The organism is Enterobacter sp. R4-368, from assembly GCF_000410515.1.
Lineage (GTDB): Bacteria > Pseudomonadota > Gammaproteobacteria > Enterobacterales > Enterobacteriaceae > Kosakonia.
Map to the genome: position 1 here is coordinate 383787 of NC_021500.1, position 19280 is coordinate 403066.

Sequence of the window (19280 nt, forward strand, 5' to 3'; positions counted from 1 at the left end):
TATGACCTATGCGGTAGAATTCCTGGATGTCGCCAGAGTCTTTGGTGATGTCCGGGCGGTTGACGGCGTAACGTTCGCCGTCAACGACGGGGAGTTTTTCTCCATGCTGGGGCCATCCGGCTCCGGCAAAACCACTTGCCTGCGGCTGATTGCCGGGTTTGAACAGCTTAGCGGCGGTGCCATTCGTATTTTTGGCCGCGAAGCCAGCGAGCTGCCGCCCTGGGAGCGGGACGTGAATACCGTCTTTCAGGATTACGCGCTGTTTCCGCACATGTCTGTTCTCGATAACGTCGCCTACGGGCTGATGGTGAAAGGCATGGACAAAAAACAGCGCCATGCCCGCGCCCGTGACGCGCTGGAAAAAGTGGCGCTCGGTTTTGTGCATGCGCGTAAACCCTCGCAGCTTTCCGGCGGCCAGCGGCAACGCGTCGCCATCGCCCGCGCGCTGGTAAATGAACCCAGAGTGTTATTGCTCGATGAACCCCTGGGCGCGCTGGATCTGAAGCTGCGCGAACAGATGCAACTGGAGCTGAAAAAGCTGCAACAGGATCTCGGCATCACCTTTATTTTTGTTACCCACGATCAGGGCGAAGCCTTGTCGATGTCTGACCGCGTGGCGGTGTTCAATAATGGCCGTATCGAGCAAATCGATACACCACGCGAGCTTTACCTGCGCCCGCGCACGCCGTTTGTCGCCGGGTTTGTCGGCACCTCAAATGTGTTTGATGCGAAGCTTTCGGAAAAACTCTGCGGCATGAACGGGGTTTACTCGCTGCGACCGGAACATATTCGCCTGAATACGCCAGGGGAGATCGAGGCCAGCGCGGTGGTGCAGGCGGTGCAATATCAGGGCGCAGCTACCCGCTTTGAACTGGCGCTGCCGCACGGAGAAAAACTGTTAGTCAGCCAGGCGAACCTCTCCGATGCGTTACTGCCGGAAACGCTGGCACCGGGCCAATCGGTGCGGGTTTCCTGGTCGCGCGAGGCGATGGTGCCGTTACAGGGAGCGGGGTGAAAGGGTGATGAGTATTGCGCAACGCTCGCCGCGCCGCGGCAATCTTAGCGCCATCTTCTGGCGCAAACCGGTGTACGGGCTGCTTTTGCTGCTGCTCGGCCCGCTGATGTGGTTTGGCATTGTCTATTTAGGTTCACTGCTCACGTTGTTATGGCAGGGGTTTTACACCTTCGATGACTTCACCATGTCGGTCACGCCGGATTTAACGTTCGCCAATCTGCTGGCGCTGTTTAATCCGGCCAATTACGACATCATTCTTCGTACCCTGCTGATGGCGCTATGTGTGACGGTAGCGAGCGCCATTCTCGCTTTTCCGATGGCGTGGTATATGGCGCGTTATGCGCAGGGCAAATGGAAAGCCTTCTTTTATATCGCAGTGATGTTGCCGATGTGGGCGAGCTACATCGTTAAAGCCTACGCCTGGACGTTGCTGCTGGCGAAAGATGGCGTGGCGCAGTGGTTTTTAAGCCATCTTGGGCTGGAGCCGCTACTTGCTGCGTTTTTGACGCTACCCGCCGTGGGCGGCAATACGCTCTCCACTTCAGGATTGGGCCGTTTTCTGGTGTTCGTCTATATCTGGCTGCCGTTTATGATTTTGCCGGTTCAGGCGGCGCTCGAACGCTTACCCCCGTCGCTGCTGCAAGCTTCAGCCGATTTAGGCGCCCATCCGCGTCAGACCTTCCGTTATGTGGTGTTACCGCTGGCGGTACCGGGCGTGGCGGCCGGTTCGATATTTACCTTTTCGCTGACGCTGGGAGATTTTATCGTGCCGCAGTTAGTTGGCCCGCCGGGCTATTTCATCGGCAATATGGTTTATTCGCAGCAAGGGGCGATTGGTAATATGCCGATGGCCGCCGCGTTTACCCTTGTCCCGATGGTGTTGATAGCCCTTTATCTGGCGTTTGTGAAACGCCTGGGAGCGTTTGATGCACTCTGAACGCGCACCGTTTTTGCTCAAAGTCGCCACCTGGGGCGGCGTCATCTTTCTGCACTTTCCGCTTTTGATCATCGCCATCTATGCTTTCAATACTGAGGATGCCGCGTTCAGCTTCCCGCCGCAGGGCTTCACGCTGCGCTGGTTTAGCGTGGCGGCGGCGAGGGGAGATATTCTCGATGCGGTGACACTGTCACTGCAAATCGCGGCGCTGGCGACGGCAATTGCCCTGGTTCTTGGCACACTTGCTGCAATGGCCTTATGGCGCAGCGAATTTTTCGGTAAAAACGCCATTTCCTTGCTGCTGCTGTTACCGATTGCTTTACCGGGAATTATCACCGGGCTTGCGCTGTTGACCGCGTTTAAAACGGTCAATCTGGAGCCGGGCTTTTTCACCATCGTCGTGGGGCATGCCACGTTCTGCGTCGTGGTGGTGTTTAACAACGTGATTGCCAGGTTTCGGCGAACCTCCTGGAGCCTGGTCGAAGCATCAATGGATTTGGGCGCGAACGGCTGGCAAACCTTCCGTTATGTGGTGTTACCCAATCTGGGTTCGGCGCTCCTGGCGGGTGGCATGCTGGCGTTTGCGTTGTCATTTGACGAAATCATTGTCACCACGTTTACCGCAGGTCACGAGCGTACGCTGCCGCTGTGGTTGCTCAACCAGTTGGGGCGTCCGCGCGATGTGCCCGTCACTAACGTTGTGGCGTTGCTGGTAATGCTGGTGACGATGATTCCGATTCTGGGGGCCTGGTGGCTGACCCGTGATACCGACACGATTGCCGGAACCGGCAAATAACTGACCATGCTAAAAGGACTGAACTATGCAACATCAACTGCTTATCAATGGAGTACAGGTTAACGGCGAAGGCGAGAAGCAGCCCGTTTATAACCCGGCTACCGGTGACGTGTTGCTGGAGATCGCCGAAGCGTCTGCCGCGCAAGTCGACGCCGCCGTGCAGGCTGCCGATCGCGCGTTTGCCAGCTGGGGACAAACGACGCCTAAGGCGCGCGCCGAATGCCTGCTGCAACTGGCGCAGGTGATTGAGGATAATGCGGAAACTTTCGCCCGGCTGGAATCCCTCAATTGCGGTAAGCCTCTGCACTGTGTCCTGAATGACGAAATTCCGGCGGTAGTGGATGTGTTCCGCTTCTTCGCTGGCGCAGCGCGTTGCCTGAATGGACTGGCGGCGGGCGAGTATCTGGAAGGGCACACGTCGATGATCCGCCGCGATCCGCTGGGCGTAGTCGCCTCGATTGCGCCGTGGAACTACCCGCTGATGATGGCGGCCTGGAAGCTCGGCCCGGCTCTGGCGGCGGGTAACTGCGTGGTGATCAAACCGTCGGAAATTACGCCTCTCACCGCGTTAAAACTGGCGGAACTGGCGAAAGATATCTTCCCGGCGGGTGTGCTGAATGTGTTGTTCGGGCGCGGCAGCACCGTGGGCGATCCGCTGACCGGCCATGAAAAAGTGCGCATGGTTTCCCTGACAGGCTCGATTGCCACGGGTGAACACATTATTGGTCATACTGCCTCGTCGATTAAGCGCACCCATATGGAACTCGGCGGCAAAGCGCCGGTGATCGTCTTTGACGACGCGGATCTCGATGCGGTGGTGGAAGGTGTGCGTACCTTCGGTTTTTACAATGCCGGGCAGGATTGCACTGCCGCGTGCCGTATCTACGCGCAAAAAGGTATTTACGACGCACTGGTAGAAAAACTGGGTGCGGCGGTCGCCAGCCTGAAAATGGGCGCGCCGGACGATGAATCGACAGAGCTTGGGCCGCTCAGTTCCGCAGCGCATCTGGCGCGAGTTAGCAAGGCAGTCGATGAAGCCAAAGCGCTCAGCCATATTCGTGTGGTGACCGGTGGTCAAAGGCATGAAGGCGCAGGCTATTATTACCCGCCAACGCTGCTGGCAGGCGCAAAACAGGAGGACGCGATTGTACAGCGGGAAGTATTTGGCCCGGTGGTGAGCGTCACGGTGTTTGATGATGAGGAGCAGGTGTTGAGCTGGGCCAACGATTCGCAATATGGCCTGGCGTCATCGGTGTGGACCAGGGATGTGGGGCGCGCGCATCGCCTGAGTGCGCGTCTGCAGTATGGCTGCACCTGGGTAAATACGCATTTTATGCTGGTGAGTGAAATGCCGCACGGCGGGCAGAAACTCTCAGGTTATGGCAAAGATATGTCGCTCTACGGCCTGGAAGATTACACCGTAGTTCGCCATGTGATGATCAAACATTAATCCACAAATAAACGCCACGGACGGCGTTTATCGCGGTTATTTCCTTAGGAAACATGAGGTAAATCGCATAGTAAATTAAGTGTGTTGTTATTAATGAAAAACTGGTTTAATAATAGCCAGCCATCAGCGGAGTGGCGAAATAAAAACATTTAAATAAAACCGCACACAGACATTGGCCCGATTGGTTGTCACATGAATGTCATCAGCGCGAAAAATGGCAGTCATTACCGTGGGCAAGAATGTCTGGCTTTTAAAAAAATCAGGCAAGGAAAAAAGAGTAATGAGTAAAATCGTAGTCGTGCTCGTACCAGGGGGCGCGTCTGAATTTTTGACCGTTGAAGATGGCGAAACCTCGGTACAATGGGCGATAGCGGGGCTCGATGGCGGGGCGGCAAGTGCCAGCATGCCTATCGAAACCTACTATTGCGAAGGTGAAGAGTTTTATTTTGCCCGCGTTGAAAGTCTCGCGGGTAATGAAACGGCACCCTCCATGCTGAATTAAAAAATAAGGGCTCATCAGAGCCCTTATTTATTTAACAATGCAATTAATTTGCAGGCTTACCTTTTCAGGAATACCTCATTTTCACGCGGTGCCCAATCTTTCTCTGAAAAATCATATGTCGAGAAGGGCTCATCTTTTACGCCCTGCGAACGCAGAACGGCGCGCACTTCCGCCGGCAGCGTTTCATCGCGGAATAATTCCGCCAGCACGAACATGGCATCAATAAACGAGAGTTGTTTTACTTCAAAGGGTTTCCAGCCGGTGCGTTTAAATATTAAATGATAAAGCGCCTCTTCACCCGCAAGCGGAACGAAGCTGCTGGCGTACTTTTCCCGGTGGCGAGAGAGCAACACTTCAAGGACGAATATCTGCGCGATGCGCTGCCGGGCCGCATTGCCCCGGGCGGTATCAGTGGTCATATCGACGTGCGTTATGTCATTGTTTTCACGCACCCGAACTTCTATGGCTTGCCACAGGTCGTCATATTTCTGCATAACCTTACCTTGTTTCATCTGATGTCTGCCTTGCCGGTAGACAATATCAGAGATGATCGCGGCTCGCCAAACTTCCCGACATTATTAGCGGCCGCAATAACACATCAGTTAATCCTTAAGTTAAATTACTGGATATATCGTTTCATTGTCCTTCGTCTACCACGCTGATGCGATGCCATGCGTTTGCAAACAGGAGACACAGGGCACCCCGGATTAGCCTTGTTTTATTATTACTGCCCTCATCGTCAGCCATAAAGTGGCAATATGTAACTCAGCAAGCGTTGCCAGATACCGCAATTTATTTGCATTAACATCGTCCCCAAACGCATTGAAGCATCTTGCAAATACTGCTTTGCCCATAATGGTGAAAGCGGTCAGATTTTTTTATTGTCTGGCGACACGAAAAAAATCAGTGGCTAAATCAGAAAGAGAATGAATACCATCAGCAATCAACCCCTGCGATCCTGATAATATGCAAATAAGCATCCGCATAAGCGGTGAAAGAAAATTAATGTCAGCGCCGGCAGATGTTTTTGTGTACGGGCTGAACGTTACTGACACCCATTATCATTACGCATATGGCTGCCACGCGAAATAAAAAACAGATTTGGGATTATACTCAGGTGATCTTAATGTGGTGTTAAGGCTGAGAGAATAAATTATCGGCTAACGCAGCTTTTTAATATCAGTAATGTATGAATTATTAATTATTGATTAACAGGAAAACCGCACAATGCATCTGGAACGACACAGTATCGGAACAGTGGGATGGTTAAGGGCGGCAGTGCTGGGGGCAAATGACGGTATCGTGTCAACGGCGAGTCTCGTGCTCGGTATTGCCTCGGCGGGCACTCCATCATCAGGTATTTTGTTGGCAGGGATTGCCGGGCTTGTCGCGGGCGCAATGTCGATGGCAACCGGAGAATATGTCTCCGTTTCCTCCCAGACGGATACAGAAAACGCAGCTCTCGCTCAGGAGAAAAGGGAGCTGGTTGACGATTATGAGGGCGAAGTGCTGGAGCTGACTTCGTTGTACATTCAGCGGGGTCTGGAGCCTCTTCTTGCTCATCAGGTTGCACAGCAGCTTATGGCAAAGGATGCGCTGGACGCGCATGCCCGTGAGGAGCTGGGACTGACGGAAACCAATTCGGCACAACCTCTGCAAGCGGCCATTTTCTCGGCGCTGAGTTTTTCTGCGGGCGCGGTGTTGCCGTTGATTGTTGCATGGCTGGCGCCCGCAACACTGGTTTTTCCCTTCGTCATCCTTTCCACACTCTTTTCACTCACTCTCCTTGGCTATATCTCATCGATTGTGGGCAAAGCATCACCACTGAAAGCGATACTCAGAATCACTTTCTGGAGTGCCATGGCAATGGCTGTATCAATGGGCGCAGGCACACTTGCCGGCCATGTACTGGCTTAGAAGATCGTTTAATTCTCAGGAAAGATAAGAAATGAAAAAATATTCGGGTAGTCAGATAGCGTTACACTGGCTGGTTTTATTACTGATTGCGATAACGTACGCAGCGATGGAATTTAAGGGTATTTTCCCTAAAGAGTCTGCAGGGCGTTACTGGATGGCTATTACGCATTACACGTGTGGCGTTTCTGTATTTATTCTGATGCTGGTCAGAATGATATTCCGGTTTGTTACGCCGGAGCCACCGGTTATCCCACCTTTACCGCAATGGCAGAAACTCAGCGCCACTGTTGTTCATTTTATTTTATATGCGCTTTTTATCGTACTTCCTCTTCTTGGTGTAGTTTCGCTCTATTTTGGGCAGAAAGAGTGGGTTTTCCTGTTTATTACTATGCCCGTAGCGGCCGTTAAAAATACCTTTTTACAACACAGCCTGAAGGAAATTCACGAACTACTGGCTAACACCGGTTATTTCATCATTGGTATACATGCCGCGGCAGCCCTGATGCATCACTATATCTGGCGGGATAACACGTTAAAAAGAATGATGCCTGGGAAATTCAGGGATTAAGCAGGCGTCACGAAACTTTTTATTTGAGCAGACCCGAACGCTGGTGACACGCTATGCTGTTCAGCGCTTATCTGCGGCAGAGCAGGGTCTGCAATATCCTTCACTGGCGTCGCCAGATCGCTGGCTCGGCAGCTTTGCAGAAACTTGCAATGAGCGCTGGGTTGTTTCGTCCGGGACAACCCGGCAGTGTCTACCGCCTTAATACAGGCAAGATTTACCATGCTTCTCTTTTTCTTCATACCGTCATGTCGCAAGCGATTGCCAGCGCGCTTTGCCCCGAAACGTTTTGTCACTGACAAAATCAGCATTCTGTTCAGCAAATTACACGATTGTGGCGCAGCGGCGTGAAGCGTATTGGCAGGTCGAAGGCCGAGACAGTGCTTACTGCTTCTTTCGAACTATCAGCCTGTTAAATCAAAGCTCGCCGCTACACCTTTCGTGGTAATCCTTATTCGACTTGATATATATCAATAAAAAGAGCATATTGCGTTCGTTTTGTTATTTCTGGGTTAATGTTTGTTATGTCGTTATACCAAAAAATGTTGGTTTTCTACTTTGTCATGGCGCTGATTTGCGCGCTGATAACCTGGTTTCTTTCTCACGATCGTAAACGTATTCGCCTGCTGAGCGCGTTTTTAGTGGGGTCGACATGGCCCATGAGCTTCCCGGTTGCGCTGTTATTTTCCATATTCTAAATTTTGCCAGCAAAGCGTGACGGCGAAAGCGATAACGCCTTGAAAATTAGTGCAACATGTTAGGCGGATGTTTTACCTAAGGACAGGAGACAGACGTTGGAACTCTACACCAAACTGCTTATTTTCTACGTTGTCATGGCGGTGTTATGTGCCGTGGCAACCTGGTTTCTCGTCAAAGATAGCCGCAAAATCCGCCTGCTTAGCGCTTTGTTAGTCGGTGCGACCTGGCCCATCAGTTTTCCCGTCGCGTTACTTTTTTCTCTCTTTTAATCGTGTCCTTGCCATAATGCTGTGATACTGTATATAAAAACAGTATTGCAGCAGAGAGGGCAGGTATGAACAGTCTCTATTCACTCCACGCGCAGGCGCAGGTGCGCTGGCACGCGTTACCGGGCAAAGGCGATCCGGTGGTTTTTATTCATGGTCTGGGTTGCGCGTCTTCGTACGAATACCCGCGCATCGTCGCCGATCCGGCGTTTGCTGGCAGGTGCGCCATTCTTATCGATTTGCCGGGCTACGGTTACAGTGAACGTCCGGCGAGCTTCTCTTATCGCACCAGCGATCAGGCGCAAGTGGTGATTGAACTGCTGGATCATCTTGGGCTCGACGCATTCTGGTTATACGGCCACAGCATGGGCGGCAGTATCGCCATTGAAGTCGCTTCGCGTATCCCGCAGCGTGTCAACGCGCTGGCGGTATCTGAACCTAATTTTCACGCCGGTGGCGGGGCGTTTAGCCGCATTATCGCGGCCCAGGATGAGGCCGATTTTGTCACCTGCGGCTACGCGGCGATGCTGGCGCAGGAAAAAACCGCCTGGGCCGGAAGCCTGCAAAGCAGCGCGCCCTGGGCAGTATGGCGCGGCGCGAAAAGCCTGGTTGATGGTATTGAGCCGTCATGGATGTCGTTATTTGCCCGGTTTCCGCGCCCCAAAACGCTGATTTTTGGCGAGCTGTCACTACCGGATAACGATGCCGACAGTGTGCTGCAACAAGGGATTGAGCTGCGCATTATTCCGCGAGCGGGTCATTCAATGTCTGACGAACAGCCAGCCTTACTGGCACAGTCATTAGCGGCATTTATTGCGGAATATGAGTAAAAAGAAACCCGGCACATTTGCATGGCCGGGTGATTTTCAGGGAAGCAGGGATTTGAGTTTTTTACGCGCCGCCGGGCTGATATCCAGCGGATGGCTGTAACCAATGTTTTCGATAGCCCGGTGGTACAACGCCACCAGCCAGTCATAAACATAGCGGGTGGCGGCGTGTACCGGCTGTTCGCTCAGACGGGTTAACCGCGCCTGGGTAGCGCCATCCGTACCGCTGGAAAAAATGGTACTGCCTTTGTTGACACGGCTTTCCGGGCGATCCGCTTGTGCGATCTCCGCATAACCCAGCCAGGCGACAAAGTTACCAATCGCGGCGTACAGTTGCGCGGCACATGCGGTATCGCGCTGCATAATTTTTTGCAACTGATCGGGTAAATTCAGCCGGTAGCTGCTGACGATAACAATCTCCGCCATCTGGCGCAGCGTGGCAGGGCTGAGCCCCAGACGCGCGGCATTATCATCGTTGCGGCTCCACTGGCGAACATGGTTGACCCACAAGGCATGCGCCTGCTGACCGATATCTTTCGACACCGCCTGCGGTTCGCTGCTTTCTGCGGATTCAGCAAACAGATCGATAGATTCATTAAACAAGCCGCTGACTTTCTCTTCGCGCGGCTGCTGAACTTTCCACAGCGTATCGAACTGCTGCATATCCGGCTGTAAACCTTCCAGTAATTCACCGTGGCGTGAAGCCTGGCCTTGCAGTTCACGCACCACGGACTCCGCGCTCGCGCGTTGCGCCGCCGCGTCTTTCGCGGCGGTGGCAAGCCAGGGTTGCAGCAGATCGCGAAGGGCGCGCTGATGGCGCTCAGTCAGCGCTTTCAGACGCTGCTGACGCAGGCCAGGCGCTGTCGCCTGCACCAGCCACTCCAGCAGACGCTGCAGACTGCTGGCATCCAGCGCCTGCAACGTTCCCCAGTGCTGACCCGGTTTACCGATGAGCTGTTGTACGGCTTCGTCCAGATTCTGTGCCAGCGTAAAGCGCGCATCCTGCGGCGTAATCGCCCAGACCAGCCCCGGCAGCGCCGTTTCCTGACCGGATTGTGTCTCCTTGACCCAGTTTAATAATGCGCGCGCAGTGGCTGCGGTTGCTGAGCGCTCCAGCGTCGCATTGCAAATCATCAACACATCCGGTTGCAGGCGCTGGCGGTAACTTTCCAGCAACCAGCGGCATTTGCTACGCCACAACGGCTGGCCATCCTGTGGGCCAGGTGTCGGAATATCGAGAATATCCACGGTCGTTAACACCGCGTTTTCCACCGGCAACACCAGTTCGCGCGTAATCAGCGCAAGGGTGGCCAGCGGAATACTGACCGCATTGTGCAACTGCTCGTTTGACCACGGGTGAACCACCACTTCGTCATGGATCTCATCGCTACCGGGTTCCGAGGGTGTTAAGAAACCGTCGGTTGGCAGGGCAAAGGTATCCACCAGAATACTGAGCGGCGCCGCCAGTTCCTGCGCGTTCCCGGTCTGGTGAAGGGTGTGCGCCAGCGACAACCACTGCTGCGTGAGTTCCTGCTGCTCGCCCCATAACAGCGACCAGGCGCTGGCACGGGCGCTGAGATCGAGGGAAGGCAACAGGCAGGCAAACTGATACCACAGCGCATCATCCATCTGTTGCTGCGACGAAGGCACTGCCGCGCGCCAGAAGCGGGCAATCGCGCCGATATCTTCCGCCGTGATCCCCGGCACTGCATTCGGCTGGCGCAGTGAGCGCCATTTCGCGACGCGGTCTTCGATCACCGATTTATCAACGGCGCGCAATTCCGGCTGCTGAACGGCATGAGCAATAAAGATCTGCACCAGCTCGGCTTCGCTGATAATGCGCAGGCACAGCGGGAAACCCTCATCCATCGGCGCGAGATGCTGGCTAAAGCGCAGCGCCATGCTGGTCAGGGCATGGCCGGGATTGATATGGGTGAAGTAATCCAGTGTTTTTTCGCCGGGACGCACATTAAGCCGCCCGTTACCGCTGCCGCACAGGGCTGTCAGCAGATGCGCTTTGGCCGCTTGTGAATGACCATACAACCCAACGGTGCAGGGCGCGTCAACCGCTTCACGCAGCGCGCTTTCCTCGGCGGCGGCAGTCGTCAGACGCGACAGCAGCGCGTCGGCATCATCATCCAGTAAAGGTGCGTGCTGGCGGTTTTCGTTGATCCATGTCGCCAGTGCCTGGGTGGTTTTTACGCTCGCACTCATTTCAGATACACACTCCCGCTGTCGATCCAGTAATGGCTGCCGCTATGGCGGCGATCGGCCAGCGTATTCAGTTTAAAAGTTAACGCGTCTGCGGCGACCGGCGTACCGTCCTGGAGCCAGGCCTCACTCAAGGTGAACGATTCGGGCCCGTGCTGTTTATTGCCGCCGCTGAATTGCAAACGGACATTCAGCACGCCGTCGCCCGCGATGGTTTTCGCCAGTTCCTGCGAGTTGATACTCAGCGTGTAGAGCGGCGTAGCTGGCCAGCGGGCGTTCGCGAGCTGGCGGAAACCGAGCGTAACATTGCCGCGCAGCGGGAAGTGTAAACGCGCGTCCAGTTTTGCGCCGGGTTTATCAAGGTCGATATCGTGATACCAGATATTCTCATCGCGCAAGGTATTGACGACGTTATCCAGCACACCGAGATAGCGCACGGTGGAATAGGCACCGATGTCCGCCGCTTTAAAGTTAAAACGCGGCAGACGCAAATCGAGCGCCAGGCTGCACAGCATCGCGCCAACGGCGGCGGTTGATTTCGGGTTGCCGATCTTACCCTGCTGGCTGAACGGATACCACTCATGTACGCGGTATTTATCAAGCCAGATCATGCGGTTAACCGGCACGGGTTGCAGGTGGCGAATCAGCGCCTGCACGCCGGGTAAGCAGCCAGGACGGCCGGTGATCAGCAGCACATCGCAGCAGTAGTGGCTGATGGCTTCGCAAACCGCATGCAGCGGGGCGGTCAGGGTAAATTGTCCGGCCAGCATCGCATCCTGCAACTCGCGGAAATTGACCTGCAGCGGGACAGCCAGCACATCGAATTCCGCTGAACCGGACGGCAGCGCATGATCGATCGCCTGCTTCAGGTAGTTCATGACATTGCGCGTCGGCAATTGCGTGAGCAGTTCGCCGAAGGTTGCATGCAATCCGGCGAGCGGATCGTTAATGTCGCTCTCTTCCCACGCGGCAAGAATGGCGTGACCAATCGGCATAAACAGTTGCAGCGTCGTCTGCTGGCGCAGTACGGCCTGAGTATCAATACGCCCGGAATCGCCAAACAGCGTCGCCATGATCGCCGCGGCATCGGTAATGCCCGCTTTCTGCATCTGCGTTTGCAGCGCCGGCAGCACACAGCGCTGAATGATATCCAGCAGAATGTCATCCCCGGCGACTTTAAACCCTTCGCGGAACAGCAGTTGCGGGGTGATTTTGACGTTACTGCCGGTGCCATCATCCAGTTGATAATGGGTAATCGCCATATCTGTCGTGCCACCGCCGATATCGACGGAGGCCACGCGCAGCGAACGGCCTTTTACCGCGCCAGGTGCTTCTTCGCGATCCGGGCGGGCAAGCGAGGCGAAAAACGTTTCAGTTTGCCCGGCAAAACGGGAAATCGCTTCGTTATACAGCCATACCAGTTGGCCACAGCTGGCTTCGTCCCACTCCATCTGAATGTGCGGTACGGGCACCACGCTTTTTTCCTGCTGTTTGCGGTTAGCAAAGTCTTCATCCTGCGGATGCCAGCCCATGGCTTTCCATACCAGCGCGATAGCCTCAAACATGCGGCGACGGAAAATTTCACGCTCCTGCTTCGGCATCGCCGAGGGCAGGGTAAGAATAATGGTGCGCAACTGGCGCGGTGACGCCGGAAAACCCAAACGCAGACGCGTGGCAACACTGTTGATCTGCCCGAGCGCCTGCGACAGCAATTCACACAGCATGTGAGTCATCAGCGTGCTGCGGCTGTACTGGGGGGAGAAGACCGGTAAACGCTCATCAAGCGGCAGACTATACAGCGGCTGGCCTTCGTCGTTCATCAGGTTCATTAACGGGAAGGCGGTCGCCAGCGGTTCGCGCTGGGTTTTGCTGTTCATCTGGCTAAAGCGCCAGTCCTGCAATACCGGTGTTTCGTCCCACAGATAGCGGCGCGGGCTGGAGATACCGCTATTGCCTTCAGTACCGAGGCGCTGCGTTGCCAGTTTGCGGGCTTCATCGCCCACGCGGACAATCGAAGGCCAAATAAAGGCGTCTTCGCGACCGCTCTCGACCGAGAAGTGCTGTTTGCCGAAGCGCGCTTCAGAAAACTCGAGACGGCTGGTAAACAGCGGCTCATTGAGGTACTGAGGCTCACTGAGCGAACGCACCTGCAATTCCGCCGTCTGGCGCAACCCATCGTTGGCATCGCCGTGATCTTCAATGATCACGCCGCAGGTGTGGGTGTTGCCGACATCCAGAATCAGATCGACCGGGATCGCCGGGGTGCTCAGCGTGTGCGTGACGATTTTGACTTCCGGCACCTGCAATTGCATGCCGAGCAGGCTCATCAGATTCAGCCAGTGCGCCTGGTATTCAAAACCGCGCAATGCCTGGTTAATTTCGCGCTCACTGCGGGTTTCGTGTTGCGTAATAAATTGCAAAAACGCTTCGCGCAACCAGCCATCAACCCAGGTTTGATCGAGGAAATCCGCCACTTCGTCGTCACGCCAGGCCAGTGAGAACCGCGTACCATTGAGAATATCGTTTTCCTGCGGCGCCAGTGCGGCAGGCGAGTTGCCGTTAATCTGGCTGTCGAGCGCCAGCGCCACGCGGTGGGTATTTCCGGCGCTGTCCGGTTCGCTGAGCTTGCGGATCTGCACGCGTGCCCAGTTATCCGGACCTTCAACGAAAGTACGGGGCGGGTTGAAACGCAGGAACGGGATCGGCAGCCAGATACCATCAAGGATCGACAACGAATATTGCAGCGAATGTGTGCTTTCGGGTTTTACCACTTCCGGCTGACCGCCGTCGCGGTTCGGCAACGTATAACGCTCGTTGACCAGATCGAAATCCAGACGCAGCAGCGGGCCATTGGCGGTTTTACGCACAAATCGACCGCTATTGGCGGAATCCTGGGGTGTCAGGCCAAAATCAAGAAACTGCACGCCGCTATTGGCAATCAGCGTCACGCTCTGTTTGTAGTCGCAAAGATTAACCAGCATAAACTCAGTCACCTGTTTTTCTGAACGTCACCGGAACGGTGGTGTTGGCGTCAAAACGCGCGCTGCATTCCGCGACGTCATTGCTGCTTGCTTTACAGGAAATTTCCGGCATCGGGTAACGCGTCCCGTCGCTGCAACGTGCGTTGCTGCGGCTCTTAATCAGCAGTTCGCCGGTTTCATGCAGGCCGGAGAACAGATCGGCGCGACAGGTCACATTTTTACCCATAACAATACGCGCCGTCCCTTTATTGTTCTGGATCTGGTAACGCACGGCAGGGGCTTTGCCAGTGACCGGATCTTTCACATCCATCGCCACACGCCAGTTACCGTTAAGGAATTTGGTGGAGCCAATTTTCACTTCTAACGCATCCATCACCAGTACATCTTTCGGGATAGAGGCGATAACCACCGTCCCTTTGTCAACCGGTTTGACTTCCGGTGTTTTGACCGCAGGCGCAACAATTTCAGCCTGATGCAGCGGCAATTTCCCCGCCAGTTCAGGCAGCGGCTCGGCTTGCATCGGCGGCGGCGCAATAGCGACCGGCTCCGCTTTTGGTTCGGCGGGGGCAGGGGCAGGCGCTTGTTGTTGCTGATTAAGCACCAGCGGCACGGCAATTGCCGCCGCGACTGCCGCAGCAACGGGCAACGCCCAAAGACCGTAGCGGCGGCGTTTTTTTACCACCGGTGCAGGTTCAGGCTGAGGAGCGGGTTCAGGGGCAACCACCGGTGCTGCTTCCTGCACGGGAGGTGCGGCTACGGGCTGCGGTTTGATTTCCGCTTGCGGCGTGAGTAACGGCGCATCTGCCTGGCTGAATGTCACCTCGACAGCGGGCTCTTCTTCCGGCTCTGGCTCCGGTTCGATAATAATTTCAGGGATTTCTGGTTCCGGCTCTTGCAGGCACTCGAGCACATTTTCGCGGGCGCTTTCATTGAGATTCACAAAGCCCCAGAAGGTGATGACCGGTTTGCCATCAACAAGGAAAACATGGTTTTCGCCGGGGAATTGCAGCGCTTTTTCCAGCAGCGAGCCAAACAGTTGCTGCGCGGTTTTCGGTGATTGCAGGCATTTGCGGCTCAGCGCGGCGGCGCTGTCCAGCGTGCTCTCAAGGTAACGCAGCGCACGGGCGCGCGCCTCGGGTTCAGCCGCTTTCCATGACTGGGCGCGACCATCAATGGGCGAATACCAGTCGACACGATCCCCTTCATCATTGACCTGGGGTATTGCCAGGCAATCTACCAGCGCCTGCTGCTTACGCAGACGCAGTGCTTCACGAATTTGCAATGCCGAATCGAATACGGCCTGACCGCCGCCGCCAACGGCCTGGAAATCATCCAAATCGCCGCTACGCAAGAGAGTTTTTGCCACGTTTTCATCCCATAGACTTCTTCACGCGTCTACTATACGCAAACTTCTTACCAGTAAAAGGCAGAAGAAAGCGCAAAACCATTGAATTCTCGACGCATTGAGCGCGTCGAACACGCTTGACGGCACGAAATTTATTTAACGCAAATTTATTCATTAATAATGGTGGATATTTCAGCAAAAACAAATGCTTTAGAATAACCTGATGCGGAATCATTATTTGCCAGTTCTCATCTGCTGTGCTGAGATTAATGCTCCATATAAAAAAAGAAGGCTCCTGATAATGTCCACGGGAAAAACGCTGCTCGCCCTTGCGCTGAGCACACTGTTACCGGCAAGTGCCGCATGGGCGGCGTCCAACGATACAATCATTTACTGCTCCGAAGCGTCACCGGAATCCTTCAACCCGCAAATTGCCAGCTCCGGGCCGACATTTGTTGCCAGCTCGCAGGTGCTTTATAACCGCCTGGTCACCTTTGATCCGGTGAAAAACACACCGGTGCCGTCGCTGGCGACCGACTGGAAAGTCTCTGAAGACGGTAAAACCTGGACCTTTACGCTGCGCCAGGGCGTTAAATTTAACAGCAATAAATATTTCAAACCGACGCGCGACTTTAACGCCGATGACGTCGTCTTCTCTGTGATGCGCCAGATGGATCCGAAACATCCTTATCATAATGTTTCGCAAGGTAATTACGAATACTTCACCGATGTCGGCCTTGATAAGCTGATCAAAGAAGTGAAAAAAATCGATGATAACCATGTTCAGTTTGTACTGAATGAGCCTAATGCCGCGTTTCTTGCCGACTGGGGCATGGATTTCGCCTCGATTCTCTCTGCGGAATACGCGGATGCGATGCTGAAAAAAGGCACGCCGGAAAACGTCGATAACTGGCCAATCGGCACTGGCCCGTACGCCTTGCAGCAGTACAAAACCGACGCGCAAATCCGTTATATCGCCAACCCAAATTACTGGGAGGGTGAAGTGCCTACCAAACATCTGATCTTCTCTATTACGCCGGATGTGCAAACCCGTCTGGCGAAGCTGCAAACCAATGAATGCCAGATTATTCCCGCCCCGGCACCGGTGCAGTTTGATCAGATCAAAAACAATAAAGACTTAACGCTGCATACCATTGATGCGCTGAATGTGGGCTACCTCGCGTTTAACACCGAGAAAAAGCCGTTTGATAATGTGCTGGTGCGCCAGGCGCTGAACTATGCGACCGACAAACAAGCTATCGTCAATGCGGTGTTCCTCGGCTCCGGTACGGTGGCAAAATCACCGCTGCCGCCGAACATGCTCGGGTTTAATAAAGATCTGAAGGATTACAGCTACGATCCTGAAAAAGCCAAAGCACTGCTCAAGCAGGCCGGGCTGGAAAAGGGCTTTGAAGCCACGCTGTGGTCGATGCCGGTGCAGCGTCCGTATAACCCGAATTCGCGGCGCATCGCCGAGATGATTCAGGCGGACTGGGCGAAAGTTGGCGTGAAGGCGAAGATCGTCTCGTACGAGTGGGGTGAATATCTGGCCGGGATGCGCAAAGGGGAACACGATACCGCGCTGTTCGGCTGGATGTCGGATAACGGCGACCCGGACAACTTTGCTGATGTGCTGCTCGGTTGCAACAGCATCAAAACCGGCTCCAACGCCGCCCGCTGGTGCGATAAGGGGTATGATGCCCTGGTGCAGAAAGCCAAAGTCACTGCCGCTCCTGCCGAGCGCGCCAAACTTTACAGCCAGGCACAGGAGATTTTCTACCAGCAGGCACCGTGGATCGCGCTGGCTAACGGCAAAACGTTTTACGCTACCCGCAGTAATGTCAGCGGTTATACCGTCAGCCTGATGGGCAGCGATTTTTCTAAAGCGAAGCTGAATTAAAGGAGAGGCTATGTCACATCTGGATGAGGTTATCGCACGTGTCGACGCGGCTATCGAACAGGGCGTTATTATCGGGATGAATGCGTTACTGGTCGAACTCAGCGATGATGCGGCACTGAGCCGGGATGAACGCTACACCCAGCAACAGCGCCTGCGTCAGGCAATTGCGCACCATGGTCGGCAGCACAAAGAAGATATGGAAGCGCGACGCGAACAGCTCACCAAAGGTGGCGAGATACTGTAATTAAAACTGGCGTCTGGCTACCAGCCAGGCGCCAATCACCAGCAGCACCGCGCCGCATACCGGGCCAATCAGCGCTTTCAGCGCCACGCCCTGGCTTCTCACCACATCCATCACCAGACCACCGATAAGCTGGCTTGCCACCAGTACCGCAATGGTGGTTGCCGCACCGACATATTGATAACCGCTGATACTGGCAAAGACAAAAAACGACCCCAGCAGACCGGGAATAAGCGTCCACCATTTCACACTGGCGTACAACTCCTGAAACCCGGCGACCCCGTGTTTGATCAGCAAAATAGAGACAAACAGCACAATGCCGACCAGCGAATTCAGCAGCATGGCGATAAGGATCGTCGAGGCCGACTGGGTAATGCGCACCATTAAGGTGTTTTGCACCACCAGGCCAATACCGGCAGCAATCAAAAAGGTGAGGGTGAGCGACTGATTCATGCAATGGCGTCCGGTTCGGTGCGGTCATCGAGTTGCAGTTGCATAAACGTCAAATCCAGCCAGCGGCCAAACTTCGTGCCGACCTGCGGCATTTGCCCGGTAATCACAAACCCAAGTTTGCTGTGCAAATGAATCGAGCCGTGATTCTGCGCTTCGATACCCGCGACCATCACATGTTTACCGATGCGTTTGGCTTCCTCAATTAAGCGCTCCATCAGTGCCAGGCCGATGCCTTTGCCCTGGTGTTCCGGATGAACATAAACCGAGTGCTCAACCGTGTGGCGAAAACCGTCAAAAGCGCGCCAGTCGCCAAACGAGGCATAGCCGGTAATTGCGCCGTTTTCTTCGCTGACCAGCACCGGATAGCCGAGCGCGCCGCGTGCTTCAAACCAGGCGATACGGTTGTCGACATCGACCGTCTGGTCATTCCAGATGGCTGCGGTATTAACCACTGCATGGTTGTAAATGGCGGCGATAGCCGCGCAATCTTCTTTCCCGGCGTAACGAATATTCATGGTTGAACCTCAAATTTGTACACTATAGTATTACGTTATGAATACTATCTCAGACAATATAAATCAACGGATCAGTGCGCGAATTCGCGTTGAACGTGAATCACGTAGCTGGTCGCTGAGCGAACTGGCGGAGCGCGCCGGGGTGTCGCGGGCGATGATCCACAAAATTGAACGCGGCGAAAGTAGCCCGACGGCGGCGTTGCTGGCACGGCTTTCCGGCGCGTTTGGCATCAGTATGTCAACGCTGATTGCACGTGCGGAAATGCAGGAAGGTAAACTGCTGCGCCACGCCGATCAGCCCGTCTGGCGCGATCCGCAGAGCCACTATCTGCGCCGTCATGTTTCACCGCGCAGCGATTTGCCTATCGACCTGGTGCAAATCGAGCTGCCTGCCGGGAGCGATATTCCGATGCCTGCGTCCGCCTATGCGCTGGCGCGCCAGCTTATCTGGTTACAGGAGGGGGAACTGGTGTTCGTTGAAGGCGACACGCGCCACGAGATGCATGCCGGAGATTGTCTGGAGCTCGGCCCGCCAAATGATTGCCGCTTTATCAATGAAAGTGACACGCCTTGCCGTTATCTGGTGGTACGGCTAAATCCTTCCAGCTCGTAATGTAAACGCGCTCCTGGCCGTCAGGGACTAGTATCAATAGTTAGTCT

At 54.7% G+C, this 19280-nt stretch carries 21 protein-coding genes; 14 read left to right on the plus strand and 7 right to left on the minus strand.

Annotation, left to right across the window (positions count from 1 at the left end; translation table 11 throughout):
• The first annotated feature begins 1 nt into the window (after window position 1).
• The 5 genes from H650_RS01790 (at window position 2) to H650_RS01810 (ending at window position 4700) form a co-directional block, all read left to right on the plus strand.
• On the plus strand, window positions 2-1015 hold the full coding sequence (locus tag H650_RS01790; RefSeq protein WP_016495986.1) for an ABC transporter ATP-binding protein: 1014 nt from the start codon (window positions 2-4) through the stop codon (window positions 1013-1015).
• Window positions 1016-1022: 7 nt separating this feature from the next.
• Window positions 1023-1952: an ABC transporter permease gene (locus tag H650_RS01795; protein ID WP_016495987.1), complete on the plus strand. Its 930-nt coding sequence runs from the start codon at window positions 1023-1025 to the stop codon at window positions 1950-1952.
• Window positions 1942-2748: an ABC transporter permease gene (locus H650_RS01800; protein ID WP_016495988.1), complete on the plus strand. Its 807-nt coding sequence runs from the start codon at window positions 1942-1944 to the stop codon at window positions 2746-2748. Before H650_RS01795 ends, H650_RS01800 begins: the two co-directional genes overlap by 11 nt.
• A gap of 25 nt (window positions 2749-2773) precedes the next feature.
• Window positions 2774-4198 (plus strand): aminobutyraldehyde dehydrogenase, encoded by a 1425-nt coding sequence (gene patD / locus H650_RS01805; RefSeq protein WP_016495989.1) that lies wholly within the window; start codon window positions 2774-2776, stop codon window positions 4196-4198.
• A 280-nt stretch (window positions 4199-4478) separates the two neighbouring features.
• A complete protein-coding gene (locus H650_RS01810; protein ID WP_016495990.1) occupies window positions 4479-4700 on the plus strand; it encodes a hypothetical protein in 222 nt (73 codons plus the stop codon).
• Window positions 4701-4756: 56 nt separating this feature from the next.
• Here the strand turns inward: H650_RS01810 and H650_RS01815 are convergent, their stop codons facing one another.
• Together H650_RS01815 and H650_RS26175 are read right to left on the minus strand one after the other, a co-directional pair.
• The gene (locus H650_RS01815; protein ID WP_016495991.1) at window positions 4757-5212 is read right to left on the minus strand and encodes an ECs1072 family phage-associated protein; all 456 of its coding nucleotides are present in this window, start codon (window positions 5210-5212) and stop codon (window positions 4757-4759) included.
• 366 nt (window positions 5213-5578) lie between these two features.
• Window positions 5579-5755 (minus strand): cation efflux transmembrane domain-containing protein, encoded by a 177-nt coding sequence (locus tag H650_RS26175; protein ID WP_502690881.1) that lies wholly within the window; start codon window positions 5753-5755, stop codon window positions 5579-5581.
• Between the two features lie 172 nt (window positions 5756-5927).
• On the opposite strand from H650_RS26175, the gene H650_RS01820 reads away from it, so the two are divergent.
• The 6 genes from H650_RS01820 to H650_RS01840 all read left to right on the plus strand — a co-directional run bounded on the left by H650_RS01820 (window position 5928) and on the right by H650_RS01840 (window position 8977).
• Window positions 5928-6617 carry a VIT1/CCC1 transporter family protein gene (locus H650_RS01820; RefSeq protein ID WP_016495992.1) on the plus strand — a complete coding sequence of 230 codons (690 nt, stop codon included), beginning with the start codon at window positions 5928-5930 and terminating at the stop codon, window positions 6615-6617.
• A 31-nt stretch (window positions 6618-6648) separates the two neighbouring features.
• The gene (cybB, locus tag H650_RS01825; RefSeq protein WP_016495993.1) at window positions 6649-7185 is read left to right on the plus strand and encodes a cytochrome b561; all 537 of its coding nucleotides are present in this window, start codon (window positions 6649-6651) and stop codon (window positions 7183-7185) included.
• Between the two features lie 53 nt (window positions 7186-7238).
• Window positions 7239-7481 carry a hypothetical protein gene (locus H650_RS25625; protein ID WP_189660089.1) on the plus strand — a complete coding sequence of 81 codons (243 nt, stop codon included), beginning with the start codon at window positions 7239-7241 and terminating at the stop codon, window positions 7479-7481.
• A gap of 225 nt (window positions 7482-7706) precedes the next feature.
• Window positions 7707-7880, plus strand: coding sequence for a GhoT/OrtT family toxin (locus H650_RS01835; protein ID WP_071925283.1), 174 nt, complete (start codon window positions 7707-7709; stop codon window positions 7878-7880).
• Between the two features lie 96 nt (window positions 7881-7976).
• Complete coding sequence (locus H650_RS24310; RefSeq protein WP_016495996.1) at window positions 7977-8150, plus strand: GhoT/OrtT family toxin; 174 nt, start codon at window positions 7977-7979, stop codon at window positions 8148-8150.
• A gap of 65 nt (window positions 8151-8215) precedes the next feature.
• Window positions 8216-8977: an alpha/beta fold hydrolase gene (locus H650_RS01840; RefSeq protein WP_016495997.1), complete on the plus strand. Its 762-nt coding sequence runs from the start codon at window positions 8216-8218 to the stop codon at window positions 8975-8977.
• Between the two features lie 36 nt (window positions 8978-9013).
• On the opposite strand, the gene H650_RS01845 is transcribed toward H650_RS01840, so the two are convergent.
• From H650_RS01845 to H650_RS01855, 3 genes are read right to left on the minus strand one after another with little or no spacing between them, the layout of a single operon-like run.
• Window positions 9014-11188, minus strand: coding sequence for a virulence factor SrfC family protein (locus H650_RS01845; protein WP_016495998.1), 2175 nt, complete (start codon window positions 11186-11188; stop codon window positions 9014-9016).
• The gene (locus H650_RS01850) at window positions 11185-14166 is read right to left on the minus strand and encodes a virulence factor SrfB (RefSeq protein WP_016495999.1); all 2982 of its coding nucleotides are present in this window, start codon (window positions 14164-14166) and stop codon (window positions 11185-11187) included. The genes H650_RS01845 and H650_RS01850 overlap by 4 nt, the downstream gene beginning before the upstream one ends.
• A gap of 4 nt (window positions 14167-14170) precedes the next feature.
• Window positions 14171-15532, minus strand: coding sequence for an SrfA family protein (locus H650_RS01855; protein ID WP_016496000.1), 1362 nt, complete (start codon window positions 15530-15532; stop codon window positions 14171-14173).
• Between the two features lie 280 nt (window positions 15533-15812).
• Here H650_RS01855 and H650_RS01860 point away from each other — a divergent pair, with 280 nt between their 5' ends.
• The gene (locus H650_RS01860) at window positions 15813-17411 is read left to right on the plus strand and encodes an ABC transporter substrate-binding protein (RefSeq protein WP_016496001.1); all 1599 of its coding nucleotides are present in this window, start codon (window positions 15813-15815) and stop codon (window positions 17409-17411) included.
• A gap of 10 nt (window positions 17412-17421) precedes the next feature.
• Window positions 17422-17655: a DUF2526 family protein gene (locus H650_RS01865; protein WP_016496002.1), complete on the plus strand. Its 234-nt coding sequence runs from the start codon at window positions 17422-17424 to the stop codon at window positions 17653-17655.
• Here H650_RS01865 and H650_RS01870 read toward each other — a convergent pair whose 3' ends face one another.
• Window positions 17656-18105, minus strand: coding sequence for a DMT family transporter (locus H650_RS01870; RefSeq protein ID WP_016496003.1), 450 nt, complete (start codon window positions 18103-18105; stop codon window positions 17656-17658). It abuts the gene before it with no gap.
• Window positions 18102-18620, minus strand: coding sequence for a GNAT family N-acetyltransferase (locus H650_RS01875; RefSeq protein WP_016496004.1), 519 nt, complete (start codon window positions 18618-18620; stop codon window positions 18102-18104). The genes H650_RS01870 and H650_RS01875 overlap by 4 nt, the downstream gene beginning before the upstream one ends.
• Before the next feature lie 37 nt (window positions 18621-18657).
• Here H650_RS01875 and H650_RS01880 point away from each other — a divergent pair, with 37 nt between their 5' ends.
• Complete coding sequence (locus tag H650_RS01880; RefSeq protein WP_016496005.1) at window positions 18658-19233, plus strand: helix-turn-helix domain-containing protein; 576 nt, start codon at window positions 18658-18660, stop codon at window positions 19231-19233.
• The last annotated feature ends 47 nt before the right edge of the window (window positions 19234-19280 follow it).